Below are 17,213 nucleotides of genomic sequence, written 5' to 3' on the forward strand. Positions count from 1 at the left end.
TCGTTTATCCCTGTTTGACTTTGAGCGGCAGCACGCGGACCGGATCGCCAGCCTTCACGTCGAGCGCGGCGGCATCGTCGGCCGACAGCACGAACGACCCGTTCACGACCACGCCCGGCGCGACGCCGACGCGGAAATCGCCGAGCGACGTGTTCGATACGAGCGACTTCGGCATATCTTCCCGCACGTCGGGCACGCCGATCGCGACCGGCACGACGACGCTCTCGCGCACCGTGCGCAGGTCATTGATGTGGCATTCGAGCACCGGGCCCGCGTCGAAGATGTCGACGTGGTTCTGGTAGCGCAGCCCTTCGGCCTCGAGCATCTTGCGGGCCGGCAGCGTGTCGCGGTGCGTGAGGCCGACCGCGTCCTGCGCGTCCTGCGGCAGCAGGTCGACGTACACCGGATAGCGCGGCATCAGTTCCGCGAGGAACGACTTGCGGCCGTGCGAGCTGAGGTAGTCCGCCGCGTTGAAATCGATCTGGTAGAAGTGCGAACCGACCGCGCGCCAGAACGGCGACGTTCCGTCCTCGTCGAAGTGGCCGCGCAGTTCCGCGCAGATGCGTTCCGGGAAGCGTTCGCGGAACTGCGCGATGAACATGAAGCGCGAGCGCGACAGCAGGCCGCCGACGCCGCCCGTGCGGTAACGCGGGCTCAGGAACAACGAGCACACTTCCGCGTAGCCCGTCAGGTCGTGCGAGATGTTCAGCGCGGACATCCGTGTCCACACGCCGAGCTCCTGGCTCGCGTGCACGACCGTGCTCACGCGATAGTTGTAGAACGGCTGTTCGAGGCCGACCTGCGTCTCGATCCCGCACACGCCCGCGATGTCGCCCGTCTTCGATTCTTCCATCACGAAGAAGTAGCCGGCTTCGCCCGGCGCGGCCTCGCCGTCGAGCGTGCGGCGCGTGCGTTCGATGCGCGCGGCGAGCGCGTCGCGATCGGGCTTGAACGTGGTCAGGCCCGGCCCGGTTTCCTTAGCGAGCGACACGAGCGCGTCGACGTCGCCCGTTTGTACGACCCGAACGACGATCATGCTGCGTCTCCCTTCATGTCTTCATCGTCGCGGCGGTGCAGCGGCACGCAGCGCACGACATCACCATCCTTCACATCGAGCGCCGCGCGCACGTCGCCGGCGAGCGGCGCGTCGGCCGTATCGCCCGGCAGGTCGGCCAGTACGCAGCGGAACGATTCGCCGCTGCCGGTCGACACCATGTACGCGACGTCGCCCTGCTGATGCGCGGCTTCGCGCACCGTGCGCTCCGCGCCGTGCTTCACGCATGCGGTGCGGTCGACCTGCGCGGTCAGCACGGGGCCCGCGTCGAAGATGTCGACGAAGCGGTCCGGCTCGAAGCCTTCCTCGAGATGGATGTCGTACGCGAGCAGCGCCGTTTCGTTCGGCTCGCCGAGCACGCGCTGCGCAGCTTCCGGCAGCAGCGGCACGTAGAGCGGATACGCCGGCATCACTTCCGCGATGAACGTGCGGCTGCGGCCGCCCGACGCGATGTCGACGTCGGTGAAGTTGCGGCCGAAGAACTTGCGGCCCACCGCTTCCCAGAACGGCGATGCGCCCGTGCTGTCGCTCACGCCGAGCAGCAGCGTGAACACTTCCGGCGTGAAGCGGCGGCGGTTCGCGGCGATGTACATCATCCGCGCACGCGAGATCAGGTGCGCGGCCGCGTCGCCGCGCAGCGACGGATCGACGTAGAAGCCCGCCAGCCGGCTCTTGCCGGTCAGCTCGTGCGACATCGTGAGCGCGTGGATCTTGCGGTTCACGTGCAGCTCGCGCGACGCGTGGATCAGTGCATCGTTGCGGAATGCGTAGAACGGTTCCGAGTAGCCGGCCGCGGCCACGATGCTCGCCGTGCCGAGCAGCTTGCCCGTCGACGAATCCTCGAGCACGAAGAGATAGAACTCCTCGCCGGCGAAGTCGACGTCCGCGCGAAACGAATCCTCGGAGAGCGCCACGCGCGCTTCGAGCGCCGCGCGATCGTGCGGCAGCGAGTGCAGGACCGGCTGCGCGGTGCGCGCCATGTGCGCGAGCGCATCGAGATCCGTGAGTTTGCCGGGGCGAACAAATAGCATCGTCGTTCCTGTCTGCGATGGGCGCGCCGATCAGCGCGCGGTGGCTTCCTGGGCCGCGAGCACCTGCTCGACTGCCTTCTCGAAGCGCTTAACGCCTTCGTCGAGCAGGTCGAACGGGATCACGAGCGACGGGACGAAGCGCAGCACGTTCGGGCCCGCGATCAGCATGATCAGGCCGTTCTCGGCGGCGGCGGTGACGAAGTCCTTCGCGCGGCCGTCGAATGCGGCGGTGAGTTCCGCGCCGACCAGCAGGCCCTTGCCGCGAATGTCCTTGAAGATGCCGAAGCGTGCGTTGATGCGTTCCAGCGCGCCTTTCAGGCGCACGCTGCGTTCGCGCACGCCTTCCAGCAGCGCCGGGTCGCCGATCAGCTCGACGACCTTGTCCGCGATCGCCGACGCGAGCGGGTTGCCGCCGTACGTCGTGCCGTGCACGCCGACCTTGAAGTGGGCGGCCAGTTCGTTCGTCGTCAGCATCGCGCCGATCGGGAAACCGTTGCCGAGTGCCTTCGCGGTCGTGAGGATGTCCGGCGTGACGCCCGTGTCCATGTATGCGTAGAACTGGCCCGTGCGGCCGACGCCCGTCTGCACTTCGTCGAAGATCAGCACTGCGTCGTTGGCGTCGCACGCTTCGCGCAGTGCCTTCAGGAAGGCCGGATCGGCCGGGATCACGCCGCCTTCGCCCTGCACCGGCTCGACGATCACCGCGCAGGTTTGCGGGCCGATCGCGGCCTTGGCCGCTTCGATGTCGTTGAACGGCAGGTGCTTGATGCCTTCCGGCACCGGGCCGAAGCCTTCCGAGTATTTCGGCTGGCCGCCGACGCTGACCGTGAAGAACGTACGGCCGTGGAACGACTGGACGAACGACACGATTTCGTACTTGTCGGCGCCGTGGCGGTCGAATGCGACGCGGCGCGCGAGCTTGAGGGCGGCTTCGTTCGCTTCCGCGCCCGAGTTCGCGAAGAATGCGCGGTCGGCGAAGGTCAGCGCTTCGAGGCGCTTCGCGAGGCGCAGCACCGGCTCGTTCGTGTAGCCGTTGCCGATGTGCCAGAGCTTGCGGCCTTGTTCGTCCAGGACCTTCAGCAGTTCCGGGTGGCCGTGGCCGAGCGACGTGACGGCGATGCCGCAGGCGAAATCCACGTATTCGCGGCCGGCCGTGTCCCACACGCGCGAGCCCTCTGCACGGTCCGGCACGAACGGCGCGGGGGAGAATACCGGCACCATCACTTCGTCGAATGTCTGGCGGGTCACGGTCGAGGTCGTCATGGTCGTTCCTTTCGGTTTCGTAAGAGGGTTCAACAGGATCAAGTTTAGGTAAGGGTGACGCAAGCGTCTTGCGGAATTGCGACGGGTTCTATCGGAAGCGGATAGGGCGCTTTATTTTGCCTGTCCCCGGCGGGGGGCGTGGCGTTTTGTGCTTGGTTGCTGTTTCGCGGTTTTTTGGCGGTGCGCTCGCCGTTTGGCGTGAAGCACCTGTGATCGTGTCGGTCTATTAGCGTCGCCCCTGCGCGGGGCGGCGGTTACTTTTCTTTGTCTTGCCAAAGAAAAGTAACCAAAAGAAAGGCGCCCGGATAACGCATGACTTCCCGGTGCCGTAGTCCACCAGGTGGCCCTCGCCTAAGTGTCCGCGCCAGTCGGGAACCCGGAGTGGTTCGAGCAATGGTTCTGACACCACTCACCACCCCGCGGAGTGGTATACCGCCCGCTAGCTCCGCCCTCGCTTCGCTCGGTCGATAGGTCCACACGTCCCGCTTCGCAAAGCTGTCGGTCGATTGATTTGCACAATTGCGGCAAGCGACGCATGAATTCAATAAATTGAAATCGTCGTTGTGGTACAGCGGCCCCTCACTGATTTGGGGAACTGATCAGTGGGTGTCCATGCGTGGCGCGGGCGCATGAATGCGGCCGAAGAACCTTGCAGCCGAGCATAGCGAGGATGGAGCTAGCGGGCGGTATACCGCTCCGTTGCGTAGGGAGTGGTGTCAGAACCATTGCTCGAACCACTCCGGGTTCCCGACTGGCGCGGACACTTAGGCGAGGGCCACCTGGTGGACTACGGCACCGGGAAGTCATGCGTTATCCGGGCGCCTTTCTTTTGGTTACTTTTCTTTGGCAAGACAAAGAAAAGTAACCGCCGCCCCGCGCAGGGGCGACGCTAATAGACCGACACGATCACAGGTGCTTCACGTCAAACGCAAGCGCACCATAAAAAAAACAGAATCAATCCTTAGCACCCCGCTCAACAAGCGCGCCCCCGCGAGGTTCACTACCACCGCCGGTCTGCTTCTCGAGCCAGGCTCTCCGATCCTCCCGAGGCGTGACCCCAAACCTTTCGCGGTACGCATTAGAAAAGTGCGCAGCAGAAGAAAACCCACAGGCGAGGCTCACCTGAACGACCGACTTGCTGGTCCGCTGCAACTGCGTGCGAGCCTTGAGCAACCGGAGATTGAGGTAATACTTGGAGGGCATCGCCCCGAGATACTGCCGAAAGAGCCGCTCGAGCTGCCGCCGCGACACGCCGACGAGCCCGGCGATCTCATCGGTCGTCAAAGGATCCTCGACATTGGCTTCCATCAAAAGCAACGCATCGTTCAGCCGAGGATGCCGCTCACCGGGCGCGGTGACAAAAGGAATCCGCTGCCGCTCCTCGCCGCTGCGCAGCGTGCCGGCCCCGAGCGCGTCGGCAATGCGCTCACCCAGGTCCGCCCCGTGTTCCCGGCCGATCATGGCCAGCATGAAATCGACGGTCGCCTGCCCGCCCGCACAGGTCGCCCGATCGCGATCGATCTCGAAGATCTGCTGCGTGACGATCGACCGCTCGAACTGTTCGGCGAACTGCTGATACGTCTCCCAGTTCACGCTCACGCGATATCCGGAAAGCTGCCCGGCCATCGCGAGCCACCACACGCCGTGGTGAATCCCCGTGACGACCGGCGTGCGCTGCCCCACCCGCGCGAGACTCGCGAGAAACAACCGATAGTCGGCAAACTGCTGAAACCGCTCCGACACGACGATCAGCCAGTCGCACGCGATCGCATCGTTGAACGCCGCATCGGCATGCCACTGCGCGCCGCCGGCGAGCGGCACCGGCCGCCCATCCCACGAACACACCTGCCAGCGATACAGCAAGCGCCCGTCGATCTCGTTCGCGAGATGCAACGCATCGACGATCGGACCCACACCCGACATCGACACGGGCGGCAATGCAACGATCGCCACCTGCGTCGTGCGGGTGGCGCCTGCGGGACGAGACACCGGTACCACGTATGAAACGCCCTTCGCGTTACTTGAGGCTACCCGACAGGAACTGCTTCAGACGCTCGCTCTGCGGACGCACCAGCACCTCCTTCGGATCACCCTCTTCCTCGGTCCGCCCCTGATGCAGGAACATCACGTGATTCGACACGTTGCGCGCGAAACCCATCTCGTGCGTGACGACGATCATCGTGCGGCCCTCCTCGGCCAGCTTCTGCATCACCTTCAGCACCTCACCGACGAGCTCCGGATCGAGCGCCGACGTCGGCTCGTCGAACAGCATCACGTCCGGATGCATCGCCAGCGCCCGCGCGATCGCGACACGCTGCTGCTGGCCACCCGACAAATGCGACGGATACTGCTTCTCGACGCGCGGCGGCAAACCGACCTTCTCCAGGTACTCGCGCGCACGCTCCTCGGCTTCCTTCTTCGCAATGCCGAGCACGTGCACCGGCGCTTCCATCACGTTCTCGAGCACGTTCATGTGCGCCCACAGATTGAAGTGCTGGAACACCATCGCGAGCTTGGTGCGGATGCGCTGCAGCTGCTTGTGATCGGCCACCTCGAGCGCACCGGCGCGGTCGGTCCTGGTGCGCACGGCCTCGCCGTCGACGACGATCTGCCCCGCATTCGGCCGCTCGAGAAAATTGATGCAGCGCAGGAACGTGCTCTTGCCCGAACCGCTGGCGCCGATGATGCTGATGACGTCGCCGGCCTTCGCGTTCAGCGACACGCCCTTGAGCACCTCGTTGTCGCCATAGCGCTTGTGAATGTCGACCGCGGCAAGCTTGGTGGAAGCGGACGCGCTCGTTTGAGTGATCTCGGCCATCTGGCTCTCCTCGAATGAAATCAATGACGGCCGGCCGCGAGATACGCGAGCCAGTGGCGCTCCGCCCGGCGAAATGCCGCGACGAGTGCGAACGATACCGCAAGATAGATCAGTGCGGCGATCCCGAACGACTGGAACGCCATGTACGTCGCGGAATTGGCGTCACGCGCGACCTTCAGGATGTCGGGCACGGTCGCCGTGAACGCAACGGTGGTCGCGTGCAGCATCAGGATCACCTCGTTGCTGTACAGCGGCAGCGCACGGCGCAGCGCCGACGGCAGGATCACCCGGCGGTACATCGTGAACGGCGACATCCCGTACGCACGCGCCGCCTCGACCTCGCCGTGCGGAATCGCACGAATCGCACCCGCGAAGATCTCGGTCGTGTACGCGCAGGTGTTCAGCGCGAACGCGAGGATCGCGCAGTTGAAGCCGCTGCGGAAGAACGCGTCGAGCAGCGAGTGCGAGCGCACGAACTCGAGGCTGTACATGCCCGTGTACAGCAACAGCAGCTGCACGTAGAGCGGCGTGCCGCGGAACACGTACGTGTAGAACCGCACCGGCATCGACAGCCACTTCTTCTTCGACACGCGTGCGACCGCGAGCGGCACCGCGCACACGAAGCCGAGCGAAATCGACGCGACGAGCAGCCACAGCGTCACCGCAAGGCCGGAGAGGCGCTGGCCGTCCCAGTAAAGGAACGCCTGGCCGAATTCCTGGAGGATCTCGATCATAGTTCTGCGTGGCGCACGCCCGTGGAATAACGTTTCTCGAGCTGGATCAGCACGAGGTTGGAAACGGTCGTGATCGCGAGGTAGATCAGCGCCGCAACGAGGATGAAGAAGAACATGTTGAACGTGCTCTTGCCCGCGTCCTGCGCCGCCTTCACGACGTCCGCGAGACCGATGATCGACACCAGCGCGGTCGCCTTCACGAGCACCTGCCAGTTGTTGCCGATGCCAGGCAGCGCGAAGCGCATCATCTGCGGAAACATGATCCGCACGAACACGCGCAGCCCGTTCATCCCGTACGCCGAGCCGGCCTCGAGCTGGCCGCGCGGCACCGACAGGAACGCACCGCGGAACGTCTCGGTGAAGTACGCGCCGTAGATGAAGCCGAGCGTCAGCACGCCGGCGACGAACGGGTCGATGTCGATCTGGTCCCAGCCGACGAGGTCGGTGAACTGGTTCAGCCAGATCTGGATGCTGTAGAACAACAGCAGCATCAGGACGAGATCGGGCACCGAGCGGATCAGCGTCGTATAACCGGTCGCGACCGCTCGCAGCACCCGGTTGTGCGACAGCTTCGCCACCGCGCCGATCAGCCCCAGCGCCACCGCAGCGGCGAGCGACAGCACCGACAGCTCGATGGTCTGCACGGTGCCGGCCCAGAGGACAGGACCAAAGCCGTAAAGGAACACGCGCGTCTCCAGTGTTGATGTGAACACCGGCGCGCTCACTGTCCGGCGCCGGGCTGACGCGGATAGTCGCAAGCGAAATTGTTTGCCTCAAATCACCGTGCGCGCGATTGCTGCGTCGCAGCAATTCATCCCACCATTTGCAGGCACGGCCTACCGCGCTGTTTCAAAAGGAAAAAAGCCGCTTCCTGACAGTCGGATGACACGCAGGGAAGCGGACTTTTTGCAATTTTCCGGTCGCTTTTTCGATATAGCGCCGGACGCGGGTTCAGCGCCCTTTCAGGATGTCGGAGCGCGAAGTCGTATAGACAAGCCCGTCCGGGCCGAAATGGACGTTGAAGAACGCGTCGGTGTTGACGCCGTCCTCGAGCCAGCGCCAGCTCCATACGGTCTCGGGCTTCAGCGGATACTGCGCGACGTCGCCCGGCTTGCCGAGCAGGCGGCGCACCTCGTCCTCGGTCATCCCCGGGCGCACCTTCGCGAAGTTCTCGGCGGTCAGCACCTGCGTCGCGCCCGTGTAGTACCCGCCCGGGTCGAGGTCGACGAACCAGGTCTGGTTGCCCATCGGGCCACGCGGGTATTCCAGGCGCTTCGAGCCGTCGGTGAACGCGCGCTCGGTCTCGGGCTTGCCCATCGTGGCGCGCACGTCGGCTTCGGTCGAGACGCCGGCCTTCAGCCCCTTGAGCAGCAGCGGCGCCGGCTTGATCGCGTTGAAGAAGTCCCTGATACGTTGCACGTCGAGATTGCCTTGCTTGTCGTCGCAGCCGGTCAGCGCCAGCGCGGCGGCCAGCATCGTGACGGGAAGCAGCCGGAAACGGAAGATCATCGGAAGAAATGCGCGTCGAGAAAACACGCGGCAAGGATACCCGCGCAACGCCAAAAGCGCGAGACGGACCGCGCGGCCCGTCTCGTGATCAATGCGTCGTTTCGGTTTGCACCTGGGCCTCGCGGCCCGCTTGCGGGGCGCGCGGCCCGGCCGGCACCGCCTTGATCCGGCGGCGCGTGCGCACCAGCTCGGCCAGTTGCCACGACCCGAGCGCGAGACAGCCGAACAGCACCTCGCGGCCGCGCTTGACCAGCGCGAGCGACAGCGCCGTCTCGCGATCGACGCCGAACATCTGCGCGAGCAGCACGACGGTCGCCTCCTGCACGCCGAGCCCGCCCGGCACCATGAACGCCGCATGGCGCACGGCCTGCGTCATCGCCTCGATCGCGATCGCGCCGCCGATCGAGACCGGATGACCGAGCAGCGCGAGCGCCCAGTAAATTTCGAGCGCGCCGAGCACGTAGCCCGACAACTGCCAGAAGAACGCACTGAACAGCAGCGGCGTGCGCGACATCAGCGCGTCGATGTCGCCATCGAGGCGGCGGCCGTCGACGCCCTGCAGCAACCGGTGCGAATCGCCGAGCAGGCGCCCCGCGAACCGCTCGATCGCATGGAAGACCCCGCCGCGCCGCATCAGCACGACGCCGAGCACCGGCAGCGGCAGGGTCAGCAGCAGCGCGAGGCCGATCGTGCCGCCGCCCATGTCGTGCGTCGTCGCGAGCAGCAGCACGAGGCCGAGCGCCGCGAACGCATACTGGACGACGATCGTCACCAGCACCTCGACGATCACCGACGCGGTCACGCGGCTCGCGTCGGGCACCTGCCAGCGCGCCATCCGGATCCCGACCAGCTCGCCGCCGATCCCGACGACCGGCAGCAGCCGGTTCACCGCTTCACGCACGGTCGCGACCCACCACAGGAACGACAGCGACGCGCGCCGGTCGAGCAGCTGGTGCCACGCATACGCGTCGAGCAGCAGCGGCAGCGCATGGAACGGCACGAGCCACAGCAGCGCGAAGCCGGCGCGCTCGAGCATCCGCGTCACGTCGCCGATGCCTTCGTGCAGCCCGAGCGCGAGCAGGATCCCGATGCCGATCGGCCAGCCGAGCCATTTGATCCACTTGGTCATGACGGCTGCGCCCCCGCTTCGCGCGACGCGTGCGTGCCGCGCCGCGCCGCCGGCTGGCCGAACACGTCGGCAAAACCGCCGGTCGCGACGCCCGCGGCCTTCAGCGCGGCCGCGACGCGCGGCGACAGCAGCGCATCCAGTTCGTCGACCGGCCGGTAAGCGGCCATCGTCGGCGTGATCGGGCCGTCGCCGGCTTCCGCCGGATGACAGTAGATCTCGCCGACCCCGGGCGGCAGCGCCGCGAGCGCGTCGAGCAGCACGCGCTCGTCCATCGCGCCCGTATGCTCGATGCCGACCACGTAGTCGTTGTGCGCGAGCCCCGCACGGTCGAGCCGGGCGCGCACCAGCGCGATCCACGGCTTGAGCAGCGCGGGCGCGCGCGTTTCGTACGGCAGCCGCACCGCACGCAGCCCGTAGTCGCGGCCGATCTCGATGATCATCGACAGCACGGTCGGATGCAGGTGGAAATGCTTGTGCGCGTTCACGTGGTCGAGCGGCAGGCCGCTCGCCGCGAACGCGTCGAACTGCGCGCGGATCTCGCGGCGCAGCTGCGCACGCACGTGCGGCAGGAAGAAGAAGCGGCAGCCGTCCTTCGCCATCGCATCGCCGAAGCGCCCGTCGCGGCCGACGAGCGCGGGTATGTCATGTGCGGGCAGCGTGGCCGGCCCGTCCGCGAGGACGAGATGCAGGCCGACCGCGAGCGACGGCAGGCGCCGCGCGCGTTCGATCGCGTCCTGCGCCGCGGGCGCACCGACCATCAGGCTCGCGGCGTTCAGCACGCCGTCGCGATGCGCGCGCTCGACCGCCGCGTTGACGCGCGGATGCAGCCCGAAGTCGTCCGCGGTGAAGATCAGCGCCCGCGCCGCCCGCTGCGTCGCCACGAATCAGGCCTCGTGCGCGCGCAGGAAGCGGAAGAACTCGACGCCTTCGCGCAAGCGACGCTTCATCATGTCCCAGCTCGTCAGCATCTCGCGGACGATCTCCCAGATCTTCGACGGGCGGAAGTAGAACTGGCGATAGAACTGCTCGAGATGGTGATAGATCTCGTCGCGCGACAGGTGCGGATAGCCGATCGCCGCGAGCTGCACGCCTTCCTTGCTGACCAGGTTGATGGTCTTGTTCTCTTCCATCCAGCCGTTCTCGACGGCCTGCTTGTAAAGCGTCGTGCCCGGATACGGCGCGGCGAGCGACACCTGGATCGTGTGCGGATTGATTTCCTTCGCGTACTCGATCGTCTTCTTGATGGTGTCCTGCGTCTCGCCCGGCAGGCCGAGGATGAAGGTGCCGTGGATCTTGATCCCGAGCTTCTTGCAGTCCGCGCTGAAGCGGCGCGCGAAATCGGTGCGCACGCCCTTCTTGATGTTCACGAGGATCTGGTCGTCGCCGGATTCGAAGCCGACCAGCAGCAGGCGCAGGCCGTTTTCCTTCATGATCTTCAGCGACTTGTACGGCACGTTCGCCTTCGCGTTGCACGACCACGTCATGCCGAGCTTGCCCAGGCCGATGGCGATCGCTTCGGCGCGCGGCAGGTCGTCGGTGAAGGTGTCGTCGTCGAACATCAGCTCCTTCACTTCCGGCATGTTGTCGCGGATCCACTTCGCTTCCGCGAGCACGTTCTCGACCGAGCGCGTGCGGTAGCGATGGCCGCTGACCGTCTGCGGCCACAGGCAGAACGTGCAGCGCGACTTGCAGCCGCGGCCCGTGTAGATCGACACGTACGGGTAGTTCAGGTAGCCGATGAAGTAGTTGTCGATCTTCAGGTCGCGCTTGTAGACGGGCGCGACGAACGGCAGTTCGTCCATGTTCTCGAGGATCGGACGCGCTTCGTTGTGCTCGATCGAGCCGTCCTTCGCGCGCCAGCTCAAGCCCTTGATCTCGGGGAACGGCTTGCCTTCGGCGATTTCCTTGCAGGTGTAGTCGAATTCCTCGCGGCACACGAAGTCGATCGCGTCGCTCGCCGTGAGCGAGTTGTGCGGATCGACCATCACCTTCGCGCCCACCATGCCGACCAGCATCGACGGCTTCATCTTCTTCAGATCCTGCGCGAACATCGCGTCGGTCGGGAACGACGGCGTGCTCGTGTGGATGATCACGAGATCGTAGTCGTTGGCGATCTTCAGCGTTTCCTCGACCGACAGGCCGTCGGCCGGCGCGTCGACGACGCGGCTGCCCGGCACGAGCGCGGCCGGCTGCGCGAGCCACGTCGGGTACCAGAAGGAACGGATTTCGCGCTTCGCCTGATAGCGCGAGCCGGCTCCGCCGTCGAAGCCGTCATACGAAGGGGCCTGCAAGAACAGCGTTTTCATGAATGCTCCGGTAGCCTGCATAGTTCGATTCGTTTCAACGATTCAGTCAATCAACCGCGGGCCGCCCTGCCGGCGCCCGCCTCTCTGTCATGTCGCGTCGCGCGGCGTGGCCGCGCAACGCGTCTCGGCCTTCGGGCCGGGTTCGATCGGGACCGGGCGCATCGCCGGTTCCCTTCGGGGAACGTACGTCAGCGGCCGTCCCCGCCCTCCACGATCACCGTCGCTCGTTCGCCGCCGACGACCGTCATCCGCGCGCCGCGCCACACGACGTGCGTGCCGAACACGGCCGCGAGCCATTCGAGCGCGAGCAGCGTGTCGCGCACCGCGACGAGCGGCAGGTCGCGCCAGAACGCGCGCCAGCCGTCCTCGCCGCGCGCGTGCAGCACCAGCCGCCCGAACGCGCCCACCACGGCCGCGCCACCCGCCAGCGTGCCGGCGATGGTGCCGTCGAGACGCAGCGCGAGCGCCGCGCCGATCGCGAGCCACGGCGCGGTAAACGTGATGAACAGGAACGCGAAGCCGGCCGGGTTCAGCGAACGGATCGTGCGCAGCCAGCGCGTCTCGCGGTGCCAGAGCGGCCCGAACGACGGCTCGATCACGTCGGTCGCGACCTCGACCTCGGACAGCACGGTGCGCCGCCCGAGGCGGCGCGGCAGCTCGGCCAGCCAGAAGTCGTCGGCCAGCTCGTCCTTCAACGCGAGAAAACCGCCGATCCGCTCGAGCGTGTCGCGCGTGAGCGCCAGCGTCGCGCCGAAGCCGAAGCGGCTCGAGCGGCCGAGGTGCGTGATCCGTACCGACGGCGCGAACCACGCATCGACGAACTGCGCGCCGATCCGCGTCCAGAACCCGCCGACGCTGCGCGCATGATACAGGCACGTGACGACCCCGACCGACGCGTCGGCGAGCGGCGCCGTCACGCGCTCCAGATAGTCCGGCTTCACCGCGATGTCGCTGTCCGCGATCACGATGCGGCCGTACTTCGCGCGTTCGGCGAGATTGATCAGGTTGCTGACCTTCAGGTTCTTGCCGTGCACGCGCGCGTCGATCACGAGCGTGATGTCGCATTCCGGATAATCGGCGCGCAGCCGCTCGACCACGGCGACCGCCGGATCGGATGCCGACGCGACCCCGAACAGCACTTCATGGCGCGGGTGGCGCTGTTCGCAGAACGTCGCGAGGTTCTCGTACAGGTGCGGCTCGGCGCCGCACAGCGGCTTGAGCACGCTGACGGGCTCGAAACCGTCGCGTGCGGCGGTGCGCGGCGTGCGCGGGCGCGGCGCGAACGCCGCGACGAACGCATAGCCGGCCGCAGCCAGCGTGAACACGGTCAGGAGCCAGTCGAGCAGCGTGACGGTCGGGGTCATGCGCGACGCCCTCCGGCGACGCGGGCGCCCTGCCGACCGATCGAACCGGGTTGAACGTGATTGGGTATTCCGACAGCAACGAACGCGGGCACGACCCGACTCCTTGTTCCAGCAGCGTCTGTGTAATGGGGAGGCACGGCCCATTTCCCCGAAAGCGGCCATGCCCGGCATCGCGTGGCACATCCTCGCGCGATGCCCGGACGGGATGCGGGAAGATTCTAATGGCTACCGTCGGCACAACATGGACAGGCGCCGGATTTTAGCAGCCCGCGCCACCCCGCGCTTGGCACCACGCGAAACGGACTACTGCGATTTCGGCAAAGCTGTGCGGCCGGGGAACCATTCCGGTGCCACCTCGTTCACGTTAGCGTAAGCACTTTGCAGGCGGATTGCAGTCTTGAAAATCAAACGTTTCGTGGAAATTTGTATGTCGATGCGAAGACATGCCCAATCGCCGTAAAGATCGGTAATTATTCGGCGATTAGATTGATTTTTGCAACAGTTGCCCGCGCCACCTTGCGCCCCTGAAAGGCGCATGGGTATCCGCGCGTCGCCAGCGCGTTCCGGAACGCCAGCGCGTTCCGGAACCCTTTGGCAAAATCATCGCCATCTGTTGCGCATCCGCATCACCGCGCCCCTCCCTTCCGAAGGCCACCCGATGATTCCGTTTTCCGTACTCGATCTCGCCCCCATTCCCGCCGGCGCAGACGCCGCGCAGGCGTTCCGCAACACCGTCGATCTCGCGCAGCACGCGGAGCGCCTCGGCTACCGGCGCTACTGGCTCGCCGAACATCACAACATGCCCGGCATCGCGAGCGCGGCGACGGCCGTCGTGATCGGCCACGTGGCGGGAGCGACGAAGACGATCCGCGTCGGCTCGGGCGGGATCATGCTGCCGAACCATGCGCCGCTCGTGATCGCCGAGCAGTTCGGCACGCTCGCGTCGCTGTATCCGGGGCGCATCGACCTCGGGCTCGGCCGCGCGCCCGGCACCGACCAGACCACGTCGCGTGCGCTGCGCCGCGACCTGATCGGCAGCGCCGACTCGTTTCCGGACGACGTCGCCGAGCTGCAGCGCTACTTCGCGGAACCGGTGCCCGGCCAGCGCGTGCGCGCGGTGCCCGGCGCGGGGCTGGACGTGCCCGTGTGGCTGCTCGGTTCGAGCCTCTTCAGCGCGCAACTCGCCGCGATGCTCGGGCTGCCGTTCGCGTTCGCGTCGCACTTCGCGCCGGACTACCTGATGCGCGCGCTCGAAGTCTATCGCGCGCAGTACCGGCCGTCGGCCGCGTGGCCGAAGCCGCATGCGATGGTCGGCGTCAACGTGTTCGCGGCCGATACCGACGACGAGGCGCGGCGCCTCTTCACGTCGCTGCAGCAGCAGTTCATCAACCTGCGCCGCGGCACGCCCGGCAAGCTGCCGCCGCCCGTCGACGCGCTCGAGGCGAGCGAGTTCGAACTCGCGAACGTCGCGCATGCGCTGTCGTTCGCGGCCGTCGGCTCGCGCGACACGGTGCGCGACAAGCTGCGCGACCGGATCGCGCAAACCGGCGCTAACGAGGTGATCATCACCGCGCAGATCTACGATCACGCCGCGCGCGTGCGCTCGTTCGAGCTGGCCGCGCAGATCCGCGACGAACTCGCGAACGAAACCCGCTGACCCGGCGGGCGGCCCACCCAGGCGGGTGCGCCCGCCTGCGCGTCACTGCGGGTGCACCGCCCCCATCCCGTCGAGCAGCGCCTTGTGGAACGCGTCCGGATCCTGGATCTGTGGCGCGTGCCCGAGCGCCGGGAATTCGACGAGCTGCGCGCCGGGAATCGCCGCCTGCGTGCGTTTCGCGAGTTCCGGGTAACGGCCGAGCTTCGCGTGCACGTCCGGCGGCGCCACGTCCTTGCCGATCGCGGTCGTGTCCTTGTCGCCGATCAGCAGCAGCGTCGGCACGCGTATCGCGCCGAGTTCGTAGACCACCGGCTGCGTGAGGATCATGTCGTAGATCAGCGCCGAGTTCCACGCGACCGCGTCGCGGCCCGGGCCGCGATACATGCCGGCGAGCATCTGCACCCAGCGCTCGTAGGACGGCGCCCACTTGCCCGCGTAGTAGGTCGCCTGCTCGTAACGGCGGATGCCGTCCGCCGTCGTCTTCTGCTCGCGTGCGTACCAGTAGTCGACCGACAGCGGCGGCACGCCGAGCGCCTTCCAGTCCTCGAGGCCGATCGGGTTCACCAGCACGAGCTGCTCGGTCGCCTTCGGGTACATCAGCGCGTAACGCATCGCGAGCATCCCGCCCGTCGAATGGCCGACGATCGTCGCCGATTTCACGCCGACCGACTCGAGCAGCGCATGCGTGTTGCGCGCGAGCTGCTGGAAGCTGTACTGGTAGCGCTCGGGCTTCGACGACTTGCAGAAGCCGATCTGGTCCGGCGCGATCACGCGATAGCCGGCGCGACTCAGCACGCCGATCGTGTCTTCCCAGGTCGCCGCGCAGAAGTTCTTCCCGTGCAGCAGCACGACGGTGCGGCCGTTCGGGTGCGCCGGCTGCACGTCCATGTACATCATCTCGAGGGTGTCGCGCTGTGACACGAACGCGTAGCGATGCACCGGCTCCGGATAGGCGAAGCCTTCCAGGCGAGGGCCGTACGCGGGCCCGTCGTTGCCGGCCGGTGCCGGGACGGCGACCGCGACCGACGTCGCGCATGCGGCGGCGACGCCCGCGCCGAGCACGGCCGCGCGCGCGAGGGAGAACATCTTGCAATTCGAAGGCATGGCGCTCACGGTAATGGGAAATGCACGCGGTCAGCCGGGCGGCTTCACGCCCCGCGATTCTACGCGGTCGGGCTGACGACGGCGCGCAACACTCGTCGGCCGAGCGACTTCCGCGCACGCGACGAACTCGGGTATCGTGTGACGAGACCCTGAAACGCCTGCAGGCGAACGCTCATGAAAAACGTCCTCAGCATTCAGTCGCACGTCATCTACGGACACGCCGGCAACAGCGCGGCCGTGTTCCCGATGCAGCGCCTCGGCGTCAACGTCTGGCCGCTCAACACCGTCCAGCTGTCGAATCACATGCAGTACGGCCACTGGGCCGGCAGCGCGATCGACGCCGCGAAGATGGAGCAGCTGGTCGACGGCGTCGCCGCGATCGGCGCCCTCAAGCGCTGCGACGCGGTACTGTCCGGCTTCGTCGGCTCGCCGGCGCAGGCGCGCGCGACGGTCGAGATCGTGCGCTCGGTGAAGGCGATGAACCCGAACGCGTGGTACTTCTGCGATCCGGCGATGGGCCAGACGGGCGGCATCCGCCCCGAACCCGGCGTCGAGGAATTCATCGTCGCGGAGATGCCGGCGCTCGCGGACGGCATGTCGCCGAACCACACCGAGCTGCAGAAGCTCGCCGGGCGGCGCATCGAGACCGTCGCCGAAGCCGTCGACGCGTGCCGCGCGCTGATCCGCCGCGGGCCGAAAATCATCCTCGTCAAGCACCTGCACGACCGCAGCAGCCCGGCCGACCGCTTCAACATGCTCGCCGTCACCGAGACCGAAGCGTGGATCGGCCAGCGCCCGCTGTATGCGTTTCCGCGCCATCCGGTCGGTGTCGGCGACCTCACCAGCGCCATTTTCGTCGCGCGCCGGTTGCGCGGCGACTCGGTGCGCGCCGCGTTCGAGCACACGCTCGCGGCGGTGCACGCGGTCGTGAAGGCAACCTACGACGCACGCCGCTACGAGCTCGAACTCGTCGCCGCGCAGGACGAAATCGCGCGCCCGAGCGAATGGTTCGGCGCGTGGGTGACGGACGCCTGACGCCGCTGCATCCGCATCGCCGGCGCGCGTCAAGCGCCATCTGCTGTCCTGCTGTCCTGCTGTCCTGCTGTCCTGCTGTCCCGCTGTCCGCTATCCCGCTATCCGCGTCCCCGCTGCCCGTTGCACCGCAACCGTCGGCCGTTGTCCGTTCAACGCCGCGCCTGCAAACGTTTCCGGACTTCACATGAATGACACCGATTTCTCGCTAT

At 66.8% G+C, this 17,213-nt stretch carries 15 protein-coding genes; 2 read left to right on the forward strand and 13 right to left on the reverse strand.

Going from position 1 to position 17,213, the window contains the following annotated elements; genetic code table 11:
- Positions 1-4 precede the first annotated feature (4 nt).
- The 12 genes from astA to hpnI form a co-directional block, all read right to left on the reverse strand.
- Positions 5-1,036, reverse strand: coding sequence for an arginine N-succinyltransferase (astA, locus tag DIE16_RS14690; protein WP_124521337.1), 1,032 nt, complete (start codon positions 1,034-1,036; stop codon positions 5-7).
- Entirely contained in the window at positions 1,033-2,085 is a 1,053-nt protein-coding gene (aruF, locus tag DIE16_RS14695; protein ID WP_044849126.1) for an arginine/ornithine succinyltransferase subunit alpha, read from the reverse strand. The genes astA and aruF overlap by 4 nt, the downstream gene beginning before the upstream one ends.
- A gap of 30 nt (positions 2,086-2,115) precedes the next feature.
- Positions 2,116-3,348 (reverse strand): aspartate aminotransferase family protein, encoded by a 1,233-nt coding sequence (locus tag DIE16_RS14700; RefSeq protein WP_044849125.1) that lies wholly within the window; start codon positions 3,346-3,348, stop codon positions 2,116-2,118.
- 954 nt (positions 3,349-4,302) lie between these two features.
- The gene (locus DIE16_RS14710) at positions 4,303-5,346 is read right to left on the reverse strand and encodes a GlxA family transcriptional regulator (protein WP_059815947.1); all 1,044 of its coding nucleotides are present in this window, start codon (positions 5,344-5,346) and stop codon (positions 4,303-4,305) included.
- Between the two features lie 19 nt (positions 5,347-5,365).
- Positions 5,366-6,166, reverse strand: a complete 801-nt coding sequence (locus DIE16_RS14715; protein ID WP_124487404.1) for an ABC transporter ATP-binding protein — start codon at positions 6,164-6,166, stop codon at positions 5,366-5,368.
- Between the two features lie 20 nt (positions 6,167-6,186).
- Positions 6,187-6,900 carry an ABC transporter permease gene (locus DIE16_RS14720; protein WP_044849122.1) on the reverse strand — a complete coding sequence of 238 codons (714 nt, stop codon included), beginning with the start codon at positions 6,898-6,900 and terminating at the stop codon, positions 6,187-6,189.
- Entirely contained in the window at positions 6,897-7,586 is a 690-nt protein-coding gene (locus tag DIE16_RS14725) for an ABC transporter permease (RefSeq protein ID WP_124892539.1), read from the reverse strand. The genes DIE16_RS14720 and DIE16_RS14725 overlap by 4 nt, the downstream gene beginning before the upstream one ends.
- A 265-nt stretch (positions 7,587-7,851) precedes the next feature.
- Positions 7,852-8,409 (reverse strand): lipoprotein, encoded by a 558-nt coding sequence (locus DIE16_RS14730; protein WP_044849120.1) that lies wholly within the window; start codon positions 8,407-8,409, stop codon positions 7,852-7,854.
- 88 nt (positions 8,410-8,497) lie between these two features.
- Positions 8,498-9,538: a lysylphosphatidylglycerol synthase domain-containing protein gene (locus DIE16_RS14735; RefSeq protein ID WP_124892541.1), complete on the reverse strand. Its 1,041-nt coding sequence runs from the start codon at positions 9,536-9,538 to the stop codon at positions 8,498-8,500.
- Positions 9,535-10,419 carry a hopanoid biosynthesis-associated protein HpnK gene (gene hpnK, locus DIE16_RS14740; protein ID WP_124487405.1) on the reverse strand — a complete coding sequence of 295 codons (885 nt, stop codon included), beginning with the start codon at positions 10,417-10,419 and terminating at the stop codon, positions 9,535-9,537. The genes DIE16_RS14735 and hpnK overlap by 4 nt, the downstream gene beginning before the upstream one ends.
- Positions 10,420-10,422: 3 nt before the next feature.
- Positions 10,423-11,865 carry a hopanoid biosynthesis associated radical SAM protein HpnJ gene (gene hpnJ / locus DIE16_RS14745; RefSeq protein ID WP_308234889.1) on the reverse strand — a complete coding sequence of 481 codons (1,443 nt, stop codon included), beginning with the start codon at positions 11,863-11,865 and terminating at the stop codon, positions 10,423-10,425.
- A gap of 167 nt (positions 11,866-12,032) precedes the next feature.
- Positions 12,033-13,208 (reverse strand): bacteriohopanetetrol glucosamine biosynthesis glycosyltransferase HpnI, encoded by a 1,176-nt coding sequence (gene hpnI / locus DIE16_RS14750; RefSeq protein WP_124521343.1) that lies wholly within the window; start codon positions 13,206-13,208, stop codon positions 12,033-12,035.
- A gap of 658 nt (positions 13,209-13,866) precedes the next feature.
- On the opposite strand from hpnI, the gene DIE16_RS14755 reads away from it, so the two are divergent.
- The gene (locus DIE16_RS14755; protein ID WP_124487406.1) at positions 13,867-14,865 is read left to right on the forward strand and encodes an LLM class flavin-dependent oxidoreductase; all 999 of its coding nucleotides are present in this window, start codon (positions 13,867-13,869) and stop codon (positions 14,863-14,865) included.
- Between the two features lie 42 nt (positions 14,866-14,907).
- On the opposite strand, the gene DIE16_RS14760 is transcribed toward DIE16_RS14755, so the two are convergent.
- Positions 14,908-15,969, reverse strand: a complete 1,062-nt coding sequence (locus DIE16_RS14760; protein WP_124487407.1) for an alpha/beta fold hydrolase — start codon at positions 15,967-15,969, stop codon at positions 14,908-14,910.
- Positions 15,970-16,143: 174 nt separating this feature from the next.
- Between DIE16_RS14760 and pdxY the strand changes: the two genes are divergently transcribed.
- Entirely contained in the window at positions 16,144-17,004 is an 861-nt protein-coding gene (gene pdxY / locus DIE16_RS14765) for a pyridoxal kinase PdxY (protein ID WP_044849114.1), read from the forward strand.
- The last annotated feature ends 209 nt before the right edge of the window (positions 17,005-17,213 follow it).

This window comes from Burkholderia sp. Bp9090 (assembly GCF_003857985.1).
Taxonomy (GTDB): Bacteria; Pseudomonadota; Gammaproteobacteria; order Burkholderiales; family Burkholderiaceae; genus Burkholderia.

Bases quoted from the DNA above. Each gene is read 5' to 3' on its own strand.
- DIE16_RS14760 (WP_124487407.1), bottom strand. From the start codon at position 15,969: ATGCCTTCGAATTGCAAGATGTTCTCCCTCGCGCGCGCGGCCGTGCTC.
- hpnI (WP_124521343.1), bottom strand. From the start codon at position 13,208: ATGACCCCGACCGTCACGCTGCTCGACTGGCTCCTGACCGTGTTCACG.
- astA (WP_124521337.1), bottom strand. From the start codon at position 1,036: ATGATCGTCGTTCGGGTCGTACAAACGGGCGACGTCGACGCGCTCGTG.
- DIE16_RS14715 (WP_124487404.1), bottom strand. From the start codon at position 6,166: ATGGCCGAGATCACTCAAACGAGCGCGTCCGCTTCCACCAAGCTTGCC.
- DIE16_RS14700 (WP_044849125.1), bottom strand. From the start codon at position 3,348: ATGACGACCTCGACCGTGACCCGCCAGACATTCGACGAAGTGATGGTG.
- DIE16_RS14755 (WP_124487406.1), top strand. From the start codon at position 13,867: ATGATTCCGTTTTCCGTACTCGATCTCGCCCCCATTCCCGCCGGCGCA.
- DIE16_RS14720 (WP_044849122.1), bottom strand. From the start codon at position 6,900: ATGATCGAGATCCTCCAGGAATTCGGCCAGGCGTTCCTTTACTGGGAC.
- DIE16_RS14735 (WP_124892541.1), bottom strand. From the start codon at position 9,538: ATGACCAAGTGGATCAAATGGCTCGGCTGGCCGATCGGCATCGGGATC.
- DIE16_RS14730 (WP_044849120.1), bottom strand. From the start codon at position 8,409: ATGATCTTCCGTTTCCGGCTGCTTCCCGTCACGATGCTGGCCGCCGCG.
- aruF (WP_044849126.1), bottom strand. From the start codon at position 2,085: ATGCTATTTGTTCGCCCCGGCAAACTCACGGATCTCGATGCGCTCGCG.
- pdxY (WP_044849114.1), top strand. From the start codon at position 16,144: ATGAAAAACGTCCTCAGCATTCAGTCGCACGTCATCTACGGACACGCC.
- hpnJ (WP_308234889.1), bottom strand. From the start codon at position 11,865: ATGCAGGCTACCGGAGCATTCATGAAAACGCTGTTCTTGCAGGCCCCT.